The following is a 12,952-nucleotide window of genomic DNA, read 5'->3' as shown; positions in this document are numbered from 1 at the left end:
TGCGGTGAGGAGTATTGTCGAATTATCGGCTTTGCGATAGCGTGTATGTATCGATTCTTATGTCATTTCGACGAGTCTATCGTGAGCTGGCGTTGCGCTTGCTGTGGAGGCAGTAATCCATGAATCCAAACACGTTGCGCGTGGCGCGTGTTCCTTTTGGGCTGTTTGTTTTGGGGCTGGTTGCCTGCGGCGCGCTGTTGTGCCCCGCTTTGGGCGCTGCGCAGGAGTCCGCCGGCCGGCGGAATGTTCTGACCCTTCACTCCTATCACCCTTCGGTGTGGACCGACAATATCCAGCGCGGATATGAGGCTGTGCTGGGCGATTACGCCGATGTTGATATCTCCGTGGAATATATGGACGCCAAGCGCGACAGCACGCCTGCCTATCAGCACGCGCTGTTTGCGGCCTATCAGCGCAAGTACCGCAAAACACGGTTTGATGTGGTGCTGACGTCGGACAATATCGCCCTTGAATTTGCCTTGCAGTACCGGCGCGAGCTTTTTCCCGATGCGCCCATTGTCTTTTGCGGGGTGAATGGGTTCTCGCGCGGTATGCTTCGGGGGCAGTCCGGGGTGACAGGGGTGATTGAGCGCGGCGACTTTGCCGAAAACATCAAGGTGGCCAGAACGCTGTGGCCGCAGACCGACACCGTCTACGTGGTGGCGGACCGGACCACGACGGGCGAGATTAACCTTGCGCGCTTTCGGGATATAATGGCGCTGAAGCATCCGGACCTCGCGGTTATCGTCCTGCGGGACTTTATGTCAGATGACTTGCTGCGCAAGCTGTCGAGCCTGCCGCAGGATTCCTTTGTCTTCCTCATCTCCTTCTGGCGGGATATGCTGGGGGACTACATCTCCGAGGACAGGTTGCATGATGTGCTGCAGGCCTGTTCGGTGCCGGTCTTCAGCCGCACGGAGTGGTTCATTGGTGCGGGCGTGATGGGCGGCAAGTGTGTGAGCGGATTTGACCAAGGCCGCAGGGCGGGGCTTATGGCCGCGCGGATTCTGTCCGGCGATGCTGTGGAGGACATCCCTGTACAGCACGAGGGCCACGCCCGTTTCCTTTTTGATCAGGGCGAGATGGAACAGCATGGCATCAACGCCGAAGCGCTTCCACCGGGGAGCGAGGTCCTCGGCGGGGACGACAAGGGCATGCGTTTTCGCCCTGTGACGGTGATGCTGTTTGGCGGCGCATTTGCGGCGCTGTTTGTCCTTGTGGTGGGCTTTGGCGGAGTGCTTGTGTCGCTGTACCGCTCCCGCCGGGCGCTGGAGGCCGAGCGTGACCGCTCCGCGCGCATTATCGAGAAGACCCCGGCCATTATCTGCGGCGTCACCGCAGACGGCGAGACGACATTTCTCAACCCCTTTGGCGAGGCCGCGACAGGCTACCACCAGGAGGAGCTTGTGGGGCGCAACTGGTGGACCACCTTCTATCCCGGCGAAAGCTACGCGCAGGTGGAAAAGCTGTTCAGCGAGATGCAAGGGCTGGATGTCTCCGGCTACGAGATGGACCTCACGGCGAAGGATGGGACCACCCGCACCATTATGTGGACGTCCATGAACCGCTTTGCGCCGACTGGTGAATTGCTGGAGGTTGTCGGCTTTGGTGATGACGTTACCGAGCGCCGCGCGGCGGAGCGCGCCCTGCGCGAGAGTGAAGGCCGCTACCGCCTGCTTTTCGAGGCCGCGCACGATGGCATTGTCATCCTGCGGGGCGGGCGGCTGTGGGACTGCAATCCAAGCTGTGAGGAGTTGATGGGCGTATCGCGCAAGGAAATACTTGGCACAACGCCGAGTGATTTTTCGCCCCGTGTCCAGCCCGGAGGGGGGCTATCCTCAGAGCAGGCGGCGGAGTTGTTGGAGGCGGCGGAGCAGGGCCACAGCCGCGTGTTTGAGTGGCGTCATAGGCGGGCCGATGGGACCATGTTCGATGCGGAGGTGTCCCTGTCTGGCTTTGTGGTGGATAACGTGAATTACGTGCAGGCCATCGTCCGCGACGTTACCGAAATGCGCCGCATGCGCGAACTGATGACCCAAAATGAAAAGATGCTCTCCCTTGGCGGTCTTGCGGCAGGTATGGCGCATGAATTGAACAATCCCCTCGGTGCGGTACTGCAAAGTGTGCAGAACATTGAGCGCCGGTTTTCCGAATCGCTCCCGTCCAATACGCAGGTCGCGGGCGAGGTGGGCGTCAACCTTGATGCTGTGCGGCAGTATTTGGAGCGCCGGGGGATAGACAGGATGCTGATGGGCATCCGTCAAGCCGGGACGCGGGCGGCGAGCATTGTCCGCAATATGTTGGAGTTTAGCGATTCCGTAGACGGCGGGCGCGAGCCGTGCCGCATTACGGAGTGCGTGGACAGGGCCATGGACCTGCTGGCGGCGGAAATGCGGCAGAAGCAGACGGACCTGCTTTCCGGCGTGCGCATTGAGCGGGAGTTTGACGCCTCGGCCCTGTGTGTGCCCTGCAACCGTGCGGAGCTTGAGCAGGTGCTTCTCAATGTGTTGCGCAACGCCGTACAGGCCGTGCAGGAGACAGTGCGCGAGGGCGAGGAAGGGACGCTCCGCCTGACCACGCGGCTCGAGGGGGGCTACGTGGTGGTGGAGGTCGAGGACAACGGACCGGGGGTGCCCGAGGCGGACCGGCGGAGGGTGTTTGAACCATTCTTCACTACGCGCGACCCCGGGGAGGGGACGGGCCTTGGCTTGTCCGTGTCGTATTTTATTGTGACGCAGAACCATGGCGGTGAATTTTATGTGGAGCCAGCCGCCAGCGAAAAAGGGGCGAGGTTTGTCATCCGTTTGCCCTACGGCGATGCATGCCGTGTGGACGAAGGAAAGACGCAACACGAGGATGTTGGCAGCGGGCGTGCGGCCCACTGAAACGCGCGGCATGTGTGATGGCATGCAAGGGGGACGCTTATGATTTCCGGAGCAGGTGAGTGGTGGAAAAAGACGATGTCGCAGTTGGTTGAGGAATCGAAGGGGCTGCCCCATGTGCCACCTGCAGTCGTGGAGGAATATCTGCGGCAGTCGCCGCGTATGGCGGAAGCGGTAAGCCGGTCTTTTGGTCAGCGTGATGACCTTGGTCTGCTTATTGGGTCGGCACCTGTGAGTATGATGCATGACAACCACCGCCATCACGGCGCGTTTATGGCGGATGTGTTTCTGCTCCGCGCGACAACGTTGCTGGTGAATATGATGCCGTGGGTCTACCGGGCGTACTCGGGGCAGGGCTTTGCGTATGAGTATTTTCGGGTGGAACTTGAAGCGTGGCGCACGGTTATTGCCGAAACCCTTGGGCAGGAGCAGGCTCGCGAAATAGTGGCGTATTATGACTGGCTGCTGGACAAACACGACGATGTGATTCGTCTGGCCGAGGCGGCAACGCCCTGGACGCCGGAGCTTCCCGGTGCGTGGCAGTCGGTGTATGAGGAATTTTTGGAATGCCTGCTGACGGCGGACAGTCCGCGCTGTATCGCCATTGGGCGCGAGGCTGTGGGCGGGCTGGAGCCGGGACCGTTTTATCTGCACGTGGTACAGCCCGCGCTCTATACCGTTGGGGAGATGTGGGCCGAGGGAAAGGTGACTGTGGCGCAGGAACATTTGGCCTCTACCCTCACCGCGCGGACGCTGGCGTCGTTGTTTGTGGATGGCATCTATGTGCCCAAGGTGCGCGGCAAGGTGCTGGTAACGGCCTCGCCCAACGAATTTCATGAAATCGGGGCATGGATGGTCTCAAGCTGTTTGGAGTACGACGGATGGAACGTGTTGTACCTTGGCGCCAACACCCCGCATGAAGCGCTTATCCGCATGGCGCGGGCGGAGCAGCCCGATATTATCGCCATTTCCATGACCACGCCGTTCAATTTCCGCAGTATTTATCAGTTGATACAGGACGTGCGGGCTATGCCGGAGCTTGCGGAGTGCCGCATTATGGTTGGCGGGCAGGCCTTTGGCTGGGATGAATCCATCGCGGAGGCGATGGGTGCGGACGCCTACACACAGGACTGCATACAGGCCGTGGAGTGCGCCAGACGCTGGTGGCGCGAGGGAGAACAGTGACGCTGTTTGAGGCGTGGCGCAGGAACAGTGACGTTGTGCACCAGTTCTGCGACGCGTCGGAAACCATGCTTTTTGCGTTCATTGACGCATCGGAGCGCATTGTGGAGTGCAGCGATGGCTTTCGCCGCGCGTCTGGCTCCCATCAGCCGCTTGCGGGGCAGCCTCTTGAGGAGGTGTTCTGTATGCCCGGCGGTGAACCTGTCGAGCTGGTCCCTTCCATTCCGCCCACTTTGTCTCTGCCTGCGTTGTGCCGGTTTCATGGCGACACGCGGCTGTTTCGTGTGGTGCTGTTTGCTGTGGACGGTGGTTTTTTGCTGCTTGGGGAGTTTGTGGGCAGTGCGGAGCGCAAAACGCTGGAGAATCTTGCGCTGTTGACCGGGGATCTCGTGAACATCAGCCGCGAGATGGCCTCGAAAAACCGCGAGCTGGAGGCCGCCAACGCCAAGATTGAAAAACTCAGCCGGACGGATGAATTGACGGGTCTTGCCAACCGCAGGGCGTTTTTTGAGTATTTGGAAAGCCTGCTGGCGCAGGCGGCGCGGCAGGGGGTTGCGCTGTCGGTGGTCATGATGGACATCGACCACTTTAAGTCCATCAACGACACCTACGGCCATGATGTCGGCGATGTGGTGCTCCGCCATGTGGCGGGAATTCTGGCGGCTGGGTGCCGCCGGGAGGATTTGGCCGGGCGTTTTGGCGGGGAGGAATTTGTGGTGGCGTTGCCACACTGTGATGCTTCGGACGGCTACGCCTTTGCCAGCCGGGTTCGTGAGGCCTTGGAGGCGAGCGAAGTCATCCCCGGCGAATCCCGCCGCGTGACGGCGAGCTTTGGCGTTTCGTCGTATAAGCAGGGCGATGATAGAGGGTCCATGGTCCGCCGTGCGGACGAGGCGCTGTATACAGCAAAGACGAGAGGACGTAACCGCGTGGTGATGGAGCAGGGCACGGGGCCGACATCAGGCGCAACAAAAAAGCCCTGAAGCATATGCTTCAGGGCTGTACTTACGTGGTGGGCCCGGCAGGATTCGAACCTGCGACCTACTGGTTCGTAGCCAGGCACTCTATCCAGCTGAGCTACGGGCCCACGTCGTTGGCGCGAAAACGTGTCTATGGTTTTCAGCCGTTACCGTCAAGCACTTTTTTGAAAAAATTCCGCAAGCTGTCTGAAAAATCCGCTACCGCACGGCGTCCTTTTCCGAGAGGATGCGCCCCGGCCGCACGAAGGAAATCCCGAGGCTGGATTCCGTACTAAGCATCAGCGCCTCCACCACAGGGTTGGAGACGCGCGTTGCGGCTTCCCACTCCACAATGAAGTTGGCCCCGGACCCGCCGGTTGTGTCCTTGAGGCTGACGATGAATTCCTGCGTCGCCATGGACGGAATGACGATGGGTTCCCGCACGTAGGAGCGCACAAGGTGGCCCTTGGTGTCGTAGTAGCGCACGGCGGTGAGGGTGATATCCTCGCGCCGGTTGGTGTTGCGGATGCTGACCATGGTGGTCATCTGTACCGCGCGGTTTTTTGCGCCGTGGTACACGTGGGAGTAAACGGGAACATACACGCTCTGCCCCTTGCTGGCCCCCAGCCGCTCGGCGGCAAAGGCGGAAGCCGTGAAAAGAACGCAAAGCGCCACAAGGGCAAAAGTCATGAAGCCGGAGCGGAAACGCATGGCTGCCTCACTGTGTCTGCGGTTGAACCGGATAAAGTAGAGTCACAGTAGCAATGCTTGGCGCGGTTGTCATGATGGAGTGGGGAAAAGTTTTGGGGAGGGGGGCGCTTCGGCGCGAGGGGGACTGGAGGGCAACGAAAAAGCCCTGAAGCATATGCTTCAGGGCTGTACTTGCGTGGTGGGCCCGGCAGGATTCGAACCTGCGACCTACTGGTTCGTAGCCAGGCACTCTATCCAGCTGAGCTACGGGCCCACATCGTTGGCGCGGGAAGGTGTTTATGGTTTTCAGCCTTCAGCGTCAAGCACTTTTTGGGAAAGGAAAAGAAAAAGCCCTGAAGCATGTGCTTCAGGGCTGTACTTACGTGGTGGGCCCGGCAGGATTCGAACCTGCGACCTACTGGTTCGTAGCCAGGCACTCTATCCAGCTGAGCTACGGGCCCACGTCGTTGGCGCGAAAAGGTGTTTATGGTTTCCGGCCTCCACCGTCAAGCACTTTTTTGGAAAAAAATCCCGGCCAGTCGGAATTCATTTGAGTGGCGACGCTTGTCAGGGGCTTTGGTGGTGCGGTATTGCACCCCCGCGCAGGCTCGGCAGAGCAGGCGCGAAGGAGAGCTTCCATGACACACCAAACCCTACCGCAGCTTGAGGCGTCTGCCAAGACGCTGGATGAGAAGGTTGCCTCGGCCATCAGCTTTATGACCCAGCTGGCCGAAACGTTTGATCCTACGCGCATTGCCGTGGCGTGGACGGCGGGCAAAGACTCCACCGTGGCCCTCGCCCTGTGGCGCGAGTGCCTTGGCGCGGTGGCCCCGTCCGTCACCCCCCGTGCATTATCTATAGATACAGGGTGCAAGTTCCCCGAAGTGGTGGCCCTGCGCGATGACGTCGCCGCCGCGTGGGGGCTGGACCTCACCGTGGCGCGCCCGGACGTGGACCTTGCCGCCTACCCGCTGGCGCAGGATAAAGTGGCCTGCTGCCGTGACCTCAAAGTCGTTCCCCTAGGCCGCACTATCCGCGAGCAGGGTGTGGACCTTGTGCTGTCCGGCGTGCGCGCGGACGAGCACCCCTCCCGCGCGGCGCGCCCTAGTTGTGAGGCGCGCCAGAATCCGGACCATGTGCTGGCGCACCCCGTCCTGCATTTTACGGAGATGGACGTGTGGGCGTATATCATGGACCGGGGTTTGCCGTATTGCTCCCTGTATGCGGACGGCTACCGCTCCCTTGGCTGCGTGCCCTGCACGGCCCGCGCGGATGCCGCCGCCCCGGAGCGCGCGGGGCGCGATACGGAAAAGGAAAGGAATCTGGAAGTGTTGCACAGTCTGGGGTATTTCTAGCTGTGGCGCTGTTTTTCCATTGCGGCCAAGGATTCGCTGCTCCGCGGGCGCTCTTGGCTTGTGGATGGAAATCGTATAACAAGTGTACGCTTCCAAGGAGGCGCTGAAGCATGGAAAACACAATCCTGTCCGCGCGGCGTTCGTCGCGCGTTATCCGTGTGGGCAATGTGCCCATCGGCGGGGGGCACCCCGTTGTGGTACAGAGCATGACCAACACGGACACACGCGATATTGACGCCACTGCCAGACAGATTGACGAACTGGCCGCCGCTGGGTGCGAGATTGTCCGGCTTGCCGTGCTGGACGATGACGCCGCCCGCGCGCTGGTGGAGATTAAAAAACGCGCCGTGGTGCCGCTGGTGGCCGATATTCACTTTGACCACAGGCTGGCGCTGGCCGCCGTGGATGCCGGGGTGGACGCCCTGCGCATCAATCCCGGAAACATCGGGGACGAACAGGCGGTGGACAGCGTGGTCCGCGCGGCCAAGGCTGCCGGAGTGCCCATCCGCATCGGCGTGAATTCCGGCTCCGTGGAAAAGCCCCTGCTGCGCAAGTATGGCGGCCCCACGCCGGAGGCCATGGTCGAAAGCGCCCTTGGTCATGTTCGCCTGCTGGAAGAGCGCGACTTTTTCGATACGAAGATTTCCCTGAAGTCCTCGTCGGTCCTGAACACCATCGCGGCCTATCGCCTGCTGGCGCAGCGCTGCGACTATCCGCTGCACATTGGCGTAACCGAAGCCGGAACACTGACCCGTGCCACGGTGAAGTCATCCGTTGGCCTTGGCATTTTGCTGGCCGAGGGCATTGGCGACACCATGCGCGTTTCCGTCACGGGCGACCCCGTGGATGAAATGGGCGTGGCGTGGGAGATTCTGCGCTCCCTCGGGCTGCGGGCGCGCGGGCCGGAGATTGTCTCCTGCCCCACGTGCGGGCGCACGGAAATCGACCTCGTCGGCCTTGCCGGTGAGGTGGAGCGCCACCTGCGCGCCGTGACCGAGGTGTTTACCGTGGCCGTCATGGGATGCGTGGTCAATGGACCCGGCGAGGCCCGGGAGGCGGACATCGGCATTGCCGGTGGCCGTGGTCTCGGCATCATCTTCCGCAAGGGCAAGGTCATCCGCAAGGTGAAGGGCGATGAGCATCTCGTCCCGGCCTTCCTTGAGGAATTGGACACATTTCTTTTAGAACGACGAAACGAGGAAAACTGAATGCGCCTGAGCAGAATGTACGTCCCTACGTTGAAGGACGCCCCGGCGGACGCCGAGGTCATAAGCCATAAACTGTTGGTCCGTGCGGGCATGATCCGCAAGCTGACCTCCGGCATCTATACCTTTCTCCCCCTTGGTCTCAAGAGCCTGAACAAGGTCAAGGCCATTGTGCGCGAGGAGATGGAACGCGCCGGCGCGCAGGAAATTTTCATGCCCACGGTCCAGCCCGGCGACCTGTGGAAGGAATCCGGCCGCTGGGAGTTCTACGGCAAGGAACTGCTGCGCTTTCAGGACCGCCACGGCAGGGATTACTGCCTCGGCCCCACGCATGAGGAGGTCGTCACCGACCTGCTGCGCGGCGAGGTGCGTTCCTATCGTCAGCTCCCGCTGAACGTGTTCCAGATTCAGACCAAGTTCCGCGACGAAATCCGTCCCCGCTTCGGCCTGATGCGTGGCCGCGAATTTATGATGAAGGACGGCTACTCCTTCGACGCCAACGACGCCGGCGCGGACGAGAGCTACAAGGCCATGTTCGAGGCCTACAAGCGTATCTTTGCCCGCATGGGCTTGCGCTTTAGCCCGGTTGAGGCCGACTCCGGCGCCATTGGCGGCAGCTTCTCCCACGAATTTATGGTCTTTGCCGATACCGGCGAGGACACCATTGCCGTGTGCCATGGCTGTGGCTACGCCGCTAACCTCGAAAAGGCCGAAGTCTGCGCCGCGTGCGAGCCGTGCGGCGAGACCTGCGACGCCATCGAGGACGTGGAAACCCCGAATCAGCACACCGTTGAGGAAGTGGCGGCCTACCTTGGCGTCACCCCGGACCGCATCATCAAGACGCTGCTCTATGATGTGGGCGGCGAAGCTGTGGCTGTGCTGGTGCGCGGCGACCGCGAGCTCAACGAAGTGAAGCTCAAAAACGCCCTCGGCGCGCAGGAAGACCCCGCCATGGCCAGCCCCGAGCAGGTTCGCGAGTGGTCCGGCGCTCCCGTTGGATTTGCTGGTCCTGTGGGCATCACGGTGTCCCGCATTCTTGCCGACAATGAGCTGCAGGGCGGCACGGACTACGTTGCCGGTGCCAACAAGGGCGACACGCATATCAAGCATCTGGACCTGTCCCGTGATGTGAAGGTGGACGCCTTTGCGGATCTGCGCGTTATTACCGAGTCCGACCCCTGCCCCCGTTGCGGCGGCGCGCTGGAGCTGACCAAGGGTATTGAAGTGGGCCACGTGTTCAAGCTGGGCACCAAGTATTCCGAATCCCTCGGCGCAACATTCCTTGACGAAAACGGCAAGGAAAAGACCATGATCATGGGTTGTTACGGCATCGGCGTTTCCCGCGTGGTGGCCGCATGCATTGAGCAGAACCATGACAAAGACGGCATCGCCTTCCCGCCGCCCATCGCGCCCTACGAGGCCACCGTGGTGTGTCTGGACCCCCGCAAGGAGGACATTCTGGGCAAGGCCGAGGAAATCTACGAGATGCTGAGGAGCTGGGGTATGGACGTTCTGCTGGACGACCGCGACGAACGTCCCGGCGTGAAGTTCAAGGACGCCGACCTCATGGGCATGCCCATGCAGATTGTGGTTGGCGGCAAGGGCCTCAAGAAGGGCATCGTGGAAGTGAAGGACCGCCGCGCCGGTGAAAAGTCCGAACTGCCCGTGGCCGACCTTGAGCGCGAGCTTGGCCTGTGGCGCAAGAAAGTCTGGGCAGGCTGGAACCTTGCGGATTCCGCCGACGGCCCGGAAGGGAATCGATAAATCATGACCTTGGCCGGACTCCTTGCGCTGGCGGCGACCTTTCTTGTTATGGCGGCTGTCCCCGGCCCCGCCATTGTGGCGGTGGTGTCGCGTGGGGTGACGCAGGGCGCAAGACCTGCCCTCGTCTTTGGTCTCGGGCTGGTGCTCGGCGACCTTGCCTACCTGACGGCCGCCCTGTGCGGCATGGGCGTTGTGGCGCGGGAGTTCGGCTGGGTGTTCACCTGCATTCGGTATGCGGGTGCGGCGTATTTGATGTGGCTTGGGCTGCGCAGTCTGCTGCGGCCCAGCCGCGTCCCTGCACGGGCGCTGACGCCCGCTGGCGGCGCGCGGACCTTGGCATCCGGCTTGGCCCTGAATCTGGGCAATCCTAAGCTGATTGTGTTCTACTGTGGCATTCTGCCCGCGTTTGTGGACCTGGCGGTGCTGACGCCCCTTGAGGGCGCGGTGGTTGCCGCCGTGGCCATGAGCGTGGTGTACGCGGTTATCGCGGCGTATGCCCTGCTGGGAACGGCCGGCGGCGAGCGGTTTGGCAGTGGCGCGGCCATGCGCCGCATGCAACGCGGGGCCGGAGCCGTCATGCTTGGCGCTGGCGTTGCCGTGGCGGTCGAGTAGGGCGCTATGCCGCATATTTTTGACGTTACCGAACTCACCGCCGCCGTGAAGGACGTGCTGGAGAGCCAGTTCCCCTTTGTGTGGGTGCGTGGACAAATCGGCAACATCACCCGGCCCCGGAGCGGGCACATCTATTTTACCCTGCGCGACGAGGGCGCACAGCTCTCGGTGGTGTGGTTCAAGGGCAACCAGCGCTTCATTGAGCGCGGCGGCGTGGACCCCGTCACCGGCGAGGTGCACGAGGAGGGCTACCGCCCCACACTGGAAGAGGGGCAGGAAGTCGTCTGCGCCGGACGCATCAATGTCTATGCCCCGCGCGGGCAATATCAACTGATTGCCGAGCTGGTGCAGGAGCAGGGCGTTGGCCGCCTGCATATGGAGTTTGAAGCCCTCAAGGCCAAGCTGGCCGAGCTGGGCTACTTTGACAGCTCGCGCAAGATGGCGTTGCCGCCGCACCCCTCGCGGGTGGCGGTTGTCACCGCGCCAACGGGCGCAGCCGTGCGCGACTTTTTGCGCATTGCCGGCGACCGTGGCTGGGGCGCGCAGATTCGCGTGTATCCTTCGCTGGTGCAGGGAGACCGCGCTCCGGCGCAGGTTGCGGAGGCCATAAACCGCGCCGACGCCGATGGCTGGGCCGATGTGGTGGTGCTCATCCGTGGCGGTGGCTCTCTGGAGGACTTGTGGGCCTTCAATACCGAGCCGGTGGCCGATGCCATCTACAACTGCCGCGTCCCGGTGCTGTCCGGCATTGGGCACGAGGTGGATACCACCATTTCCGACTTTGTGGCCGACGTTCGCGCCGCCACGCCCACCCACGCCGCGCAGATGCTGTGGCCCGAACGCGAGGCCCTGATGCAGGACGTGGACATGCTGGAGCAGTCCCTGCTGCGGGCCATGGACGGCCTTCTTGAGGACAAGGGGGCATCCCTTGCCGCCATGGAGCGCGCCGTGTCGTGGTTGTCCCCGGCGCGCCGGGTGGAGCACTGGCTGGAGCGCTTCCAGAGCGGCGCGCGCTCCCTTGACCGCGCCATGCATGGCTACATGGCGCGGCGGGAGGCTGCGGTGCTGGCCGCGGCGGACGCATTGCCCCGCGCCTATGGTCCCCGCGTGATGGACGAGCGCCGGCGCAGCGTTGAAGCGCTGTGCGCGCGGATGGAGCTTTCCGCCGGGGCGCTGGTGCGCGGCGCAGAGCAGCGCCTTGCCTTGGCGGCCTCGCGCCTTGACGGGGCGGACCCGGAAAAGCCCTTGGAGCGCGGGTACGGGTTGGTGACCCTGGAGCGCACCGGAACATTTCTTCGTTCAGTTGATGAGGTCTCGGATGGAGACAGGCTGAGCATCCGCGTCCGCAATGGTCGTGTTGCTGCCGATGTGACAGGAAAGCACAAGGACAAAGAGGACGAGACATGAACAGACGGCATTTCCTCGCGCTGACTCCCGGCATTGCCGCGTGGTGCCTTGCGCCCACGGCGGCAATGGCCGCGCAGGAGCCAACGCTGCAGGTCACAACGGACGCTGTGCACGTTGGAGAGGCGTTCTTTGTACGCATTTTTTCGCCGGTCCCGGTATGGGAGGTTCGCCTCTCGTGGATGGGAGAGACGCTGACGCCCGCCCTTCGCGGCGAGAGCGGCGGCTACGGCACATGGGTGGCACTGGCCGCCGGACTGGACGTGAAACCCGGCAGTGAGGTACTGGAAGCCGAGTTTCAGTTGCAAAATGGCACAAAGCAGGTGAGCCGTGGCGTCATCGTGCATGACCGGAGCTATCCGGAACAGCACCTGAAGGTGGCGCGCAAGATGGTGCACCTGAGCAAAGAGGCGCTGGAGCGGCACTACCGCGAAAAGGCGCTGACCAAAAAGGTGCTGGATTCGCGCTCGGCGGAGCGCTTCTGGCAGCCGCCTTTTGTGCGCCCCGTCAAGGGCAGCATGTCCAGCGCCTTTGGCCTGCGGCGGTTCTTTAACGGCGAACCGCGAAGGCCCCACAGCGGGGTGGACCTGCGCGGCCGTACGGGAACGCCCATCCACAGCTTTGCCGCCGGAGAGGTCGCCCTGACCGGCAACCATTATTTTTCCGGCAACGTGGTCTACGTGGACCACGGGCAGGGGATGGTCACCGTCTACTGCCATATGTCGCACATTGATGTGGAAGAGGGGCAGTTCGTCTCCGCCGGGCAGGTGCTCGGCAAGGTTGGCGCCACCGGGCGCGTCACCGGCCCGCATCTGCACTTTGGCCTGTCCGTGATGGGCCATATGGTGGACCCCATGCCCCTGTTTGCGGGCACGGGCGTTCCGGACATGTAGGGGGAC

General features: G+C 62.4%; 10 protein-coding genes and 3 tRNA genes. 9 read left to right on the top strand and 4 right to left on the bottom strand.

What is annotated here, in order from left to right; all coding sequences use genetic code 11:
- The first annotated feature begins 119 nt into the window (after positions 1–119).
- Genes ACI3L3_RS00240 through ACI3L3_RS00230 form a run of 3 tightly spaced genes read left to right on the top strand, consistent with a single transcriptional unit; the run spans position 120 to position 5,047 of the window.
- Entirely contained in the window at positions 120–2,885 is a 2,766-nt protein-coding gene (locus ACI3L3_RS00240; RefSeq protein WP_404843085.1) for an ABC transporter substrate binding protein, read from the top strand.
- A 39-nt stretch (positions 2,886–2,924) separates the two neighbouring features.
- The gene (locus ACI3L3_RS00235) at positions 2,925–4,067 is read left to right on the top strand and encodes a B12-binding domain-containing protein (RefSeq protein ID WP_404843084.1); all 1,143 of its coding nucleotides are present in this window, start codon (positions 2,925–2,927) and stop codon (positions 4,065–4,067) included.
- Positions 4,064–5,047 carry a GGDEF domain-containing protein gene (locus tag ACI3L3_RS00230; protein WP_404843083.1) on the top strand — a complete coding sequence of 328 codons (984 nt, stop codon included), beginning with the start codon at positions 4,064–4,066 and terminating at the stop codon, positions 5,045–5,047. Before ACI3L3_RS00235 ends, ACI3L3_RS00230 begins: the two co-directional genes overlap by 4 nt.
- Positions 5,048–5,074: 27 nt before the next feature.
- Here the strand turns inward: ACI3L3_RS00230 and ACI3L3_RS00225 are convergent.
- From ACI3L3_RS00225 to ACI3L3_RS00210, 4 genes are all read right to left on the bottom strand, one after another.
- A tRNA-Arg gene (locus ACI3L3_RS00225) sits at positions 5,075–5,151 on the bottom strand.
- A gap of 91 nt (positions 5,152–5,242) precedes the next feature.
- Positions 5,243–5,734, bottom strand: a complete 492-nt coding sequence (locus ACI3L3_RS00220; protein WP_404843082.1) for a DUF3124 domain-containing protein — start codon at positions 5,732–5,734, stop codon at positions 5,243–5,245.
- A gap of 176 nt (positions 5,735–5,910) precedes the next feature.
- Positions 5,911–5,987, bottom strand: a tRNA-Arg gene (locus tag ACI3L3_RS00215).
- A 110-nt stretch (positions 5,988–6,097) separates the two neighbouring features.
- A tRNA-Arg gene (locus ACI3L3_RS00210) sits at positions 6,098–6,174 on the bottom strand.
- 177 nt (positions 6,175–6,351) lie between these two features.
- Here ACI3L3_RS00210 and ACI3L3_RS00205 point away from each other — a divergent pair.
- The 6 genes from ACI3L3_RS00205 (at position 6,352) to ACI3L3_RS00180 (ending at position 12,946) form a co-directional block, all read left to right on the top strand.
- On the top strand, positions 6,352–7,068 hold the full coding sequence (locus ACI3L3_RS00205) for a phosphoadenosine phosphosulfate reductase family protein (protein WP_404843081.1): 717 nt from the start codon (positions 6,352–6,354) through the stop codon (positions 7,066–7,068).
- Positions 7,069–7,178: 110 nt separating this feature from the next.
- Positions 7,179–8,276: a flavodoxin-dependent (E)-4-hydroxy-3-methylbut-2-enyl-diphosphate synthase gene (ispG, locus tag ACI3L3_RS00200; protein ID WP_404843080.1), complete on the top strand. Its 1,098-nt coding sequence runs from the start codon at positions 7,179–7,181 to the stop codon at positions 8,274–8,276.
- A complete protein-coding gene (locus tag ACI3L3_RS00195; protein WP_404843079.1) occupies positions 8,277–10,037 on the top strand; it encodes a proline--tRNA ligase in 1,761 nt (586 codons plus the stop codon). It abuts the gene before it with no gap.
- A 3-nt stretch (positions 10,038–10,040) separates the two neighbouring features.
- Positions 10,041–10,649 carry a LysE family translocator gene (locus ACI3L3_RS00190; protein ID WP_404843078.1) on the top strand — a complete coding sequence of 203 codons (609 nt, stop codon included), beginning with the start codon at positions 10,041–10,043 and terminating at the stop codon, positions 10,647–10,649.
- Between the two features lie 6 nt (positions 10,650–10,655).
- On the top strand, positions 10,656–12,056 hold the full coding sequence (xseA, locus tag ACI3L3_RS00185) for an exodeoxyribonuclease VII large subunit (protein ID WP_404843077.1): 1,401 nt from the start codon (positions 10,656–10,658) through the stop codon (positions 12,054–12,056).
- Positions 12,053–12,946, top strand: a complete 894-nt coding sequence (locus ACI3L3_RS00180; protein WP_404843076.1) for a peptidoglycan DD-metalloendopeptidase family protein — start codon at positions 12,053–12,055, stop codon at positions 12,944–12,946. The genes xseA and ACI3L3_RS00180 overlap by 4 nt, the downstream gene beginning before the upstream one ends.
- The last annotated feature ends 6 nt before the right edge of the window (positions 12,947–12,952 follow it).

It is taken from the genome of Desulfobaculum sp. SPO524 (assembly GCF_044987625.1).
GTDB lineage: Bacteria > Desulfobacterota > Desulfovibrionia > Desulfovibrionales > Desulfovibrionaceae > Desulfobaculum.
The sequence above is the reverse complement of the archived record's forward strand: the minus strand, read 5'-3'. Positions and strand labels throughout refer to the sequence as shown.

Coding starts and splice junctions, on each gene's coding strand:
- ACI3L3_RS00240 (WP_404843085.1), top strand. CDS start 120: ATGAATCCAAACACGTTGCGCGTGGCGCGTGTTCCTTTTGGGCTGTTT.
- ACI3L3_RS00235 (WP_404843084.1), top strand. CDS start 2,925: ATGATTTCCGGAGCAGGTGAGTGGTGGAAAAAGACGATGTCGCAGTTG.
- ACI3L3_RS00220 (WP_404843082.1), bottom strand. CDS start 5,734: ATGCGTTTCCGCTCCGGCTTCATGACTTTTGCCCTTGTGGCGCTTTGC.
- ACI3L3_RS00205 (WP_404843081.1), top strand. CDS start 6,352: ATGACACACCAAACCCTACCGCAGCTTGAGGCGTCTGCCAAGACGCTG.
- ispG (WP_404843080.1), top strand. CDS start 7,179: ATGGAAAACACAATCCTGTCCGCGCGGCGTTCGTCGCGCGTTATCCGT.
- ACI3L3_RS00195 (WP_404843079.1), top strand. CDS start 8,277: ATGCGCCTGAGCAGAATGTACGTCCCTACGTTGAAGGACGCCCCGGCG.
- ACI3L3_RS00190 (WP_404843078.1), top strand. CDS start 10,041: ATGACCTTGGCCGGACTCCTTGCGCTGGCGGCGACCTTTCTTGTTATG.
- xseA (WP_404843077.1), top strand. CDS start 10,656: ATGCCGCATATTTTTGACGTTACCGAACTCACCGCCGCCGTGAAGGAC.
- ACI3L3_RS00180 (WP_404843076.1), top strand. CDS start 12,053: ATGAACAGACGGCATTTCCTCGCGCTGACTCCCGGCATTGCCGCGTGG.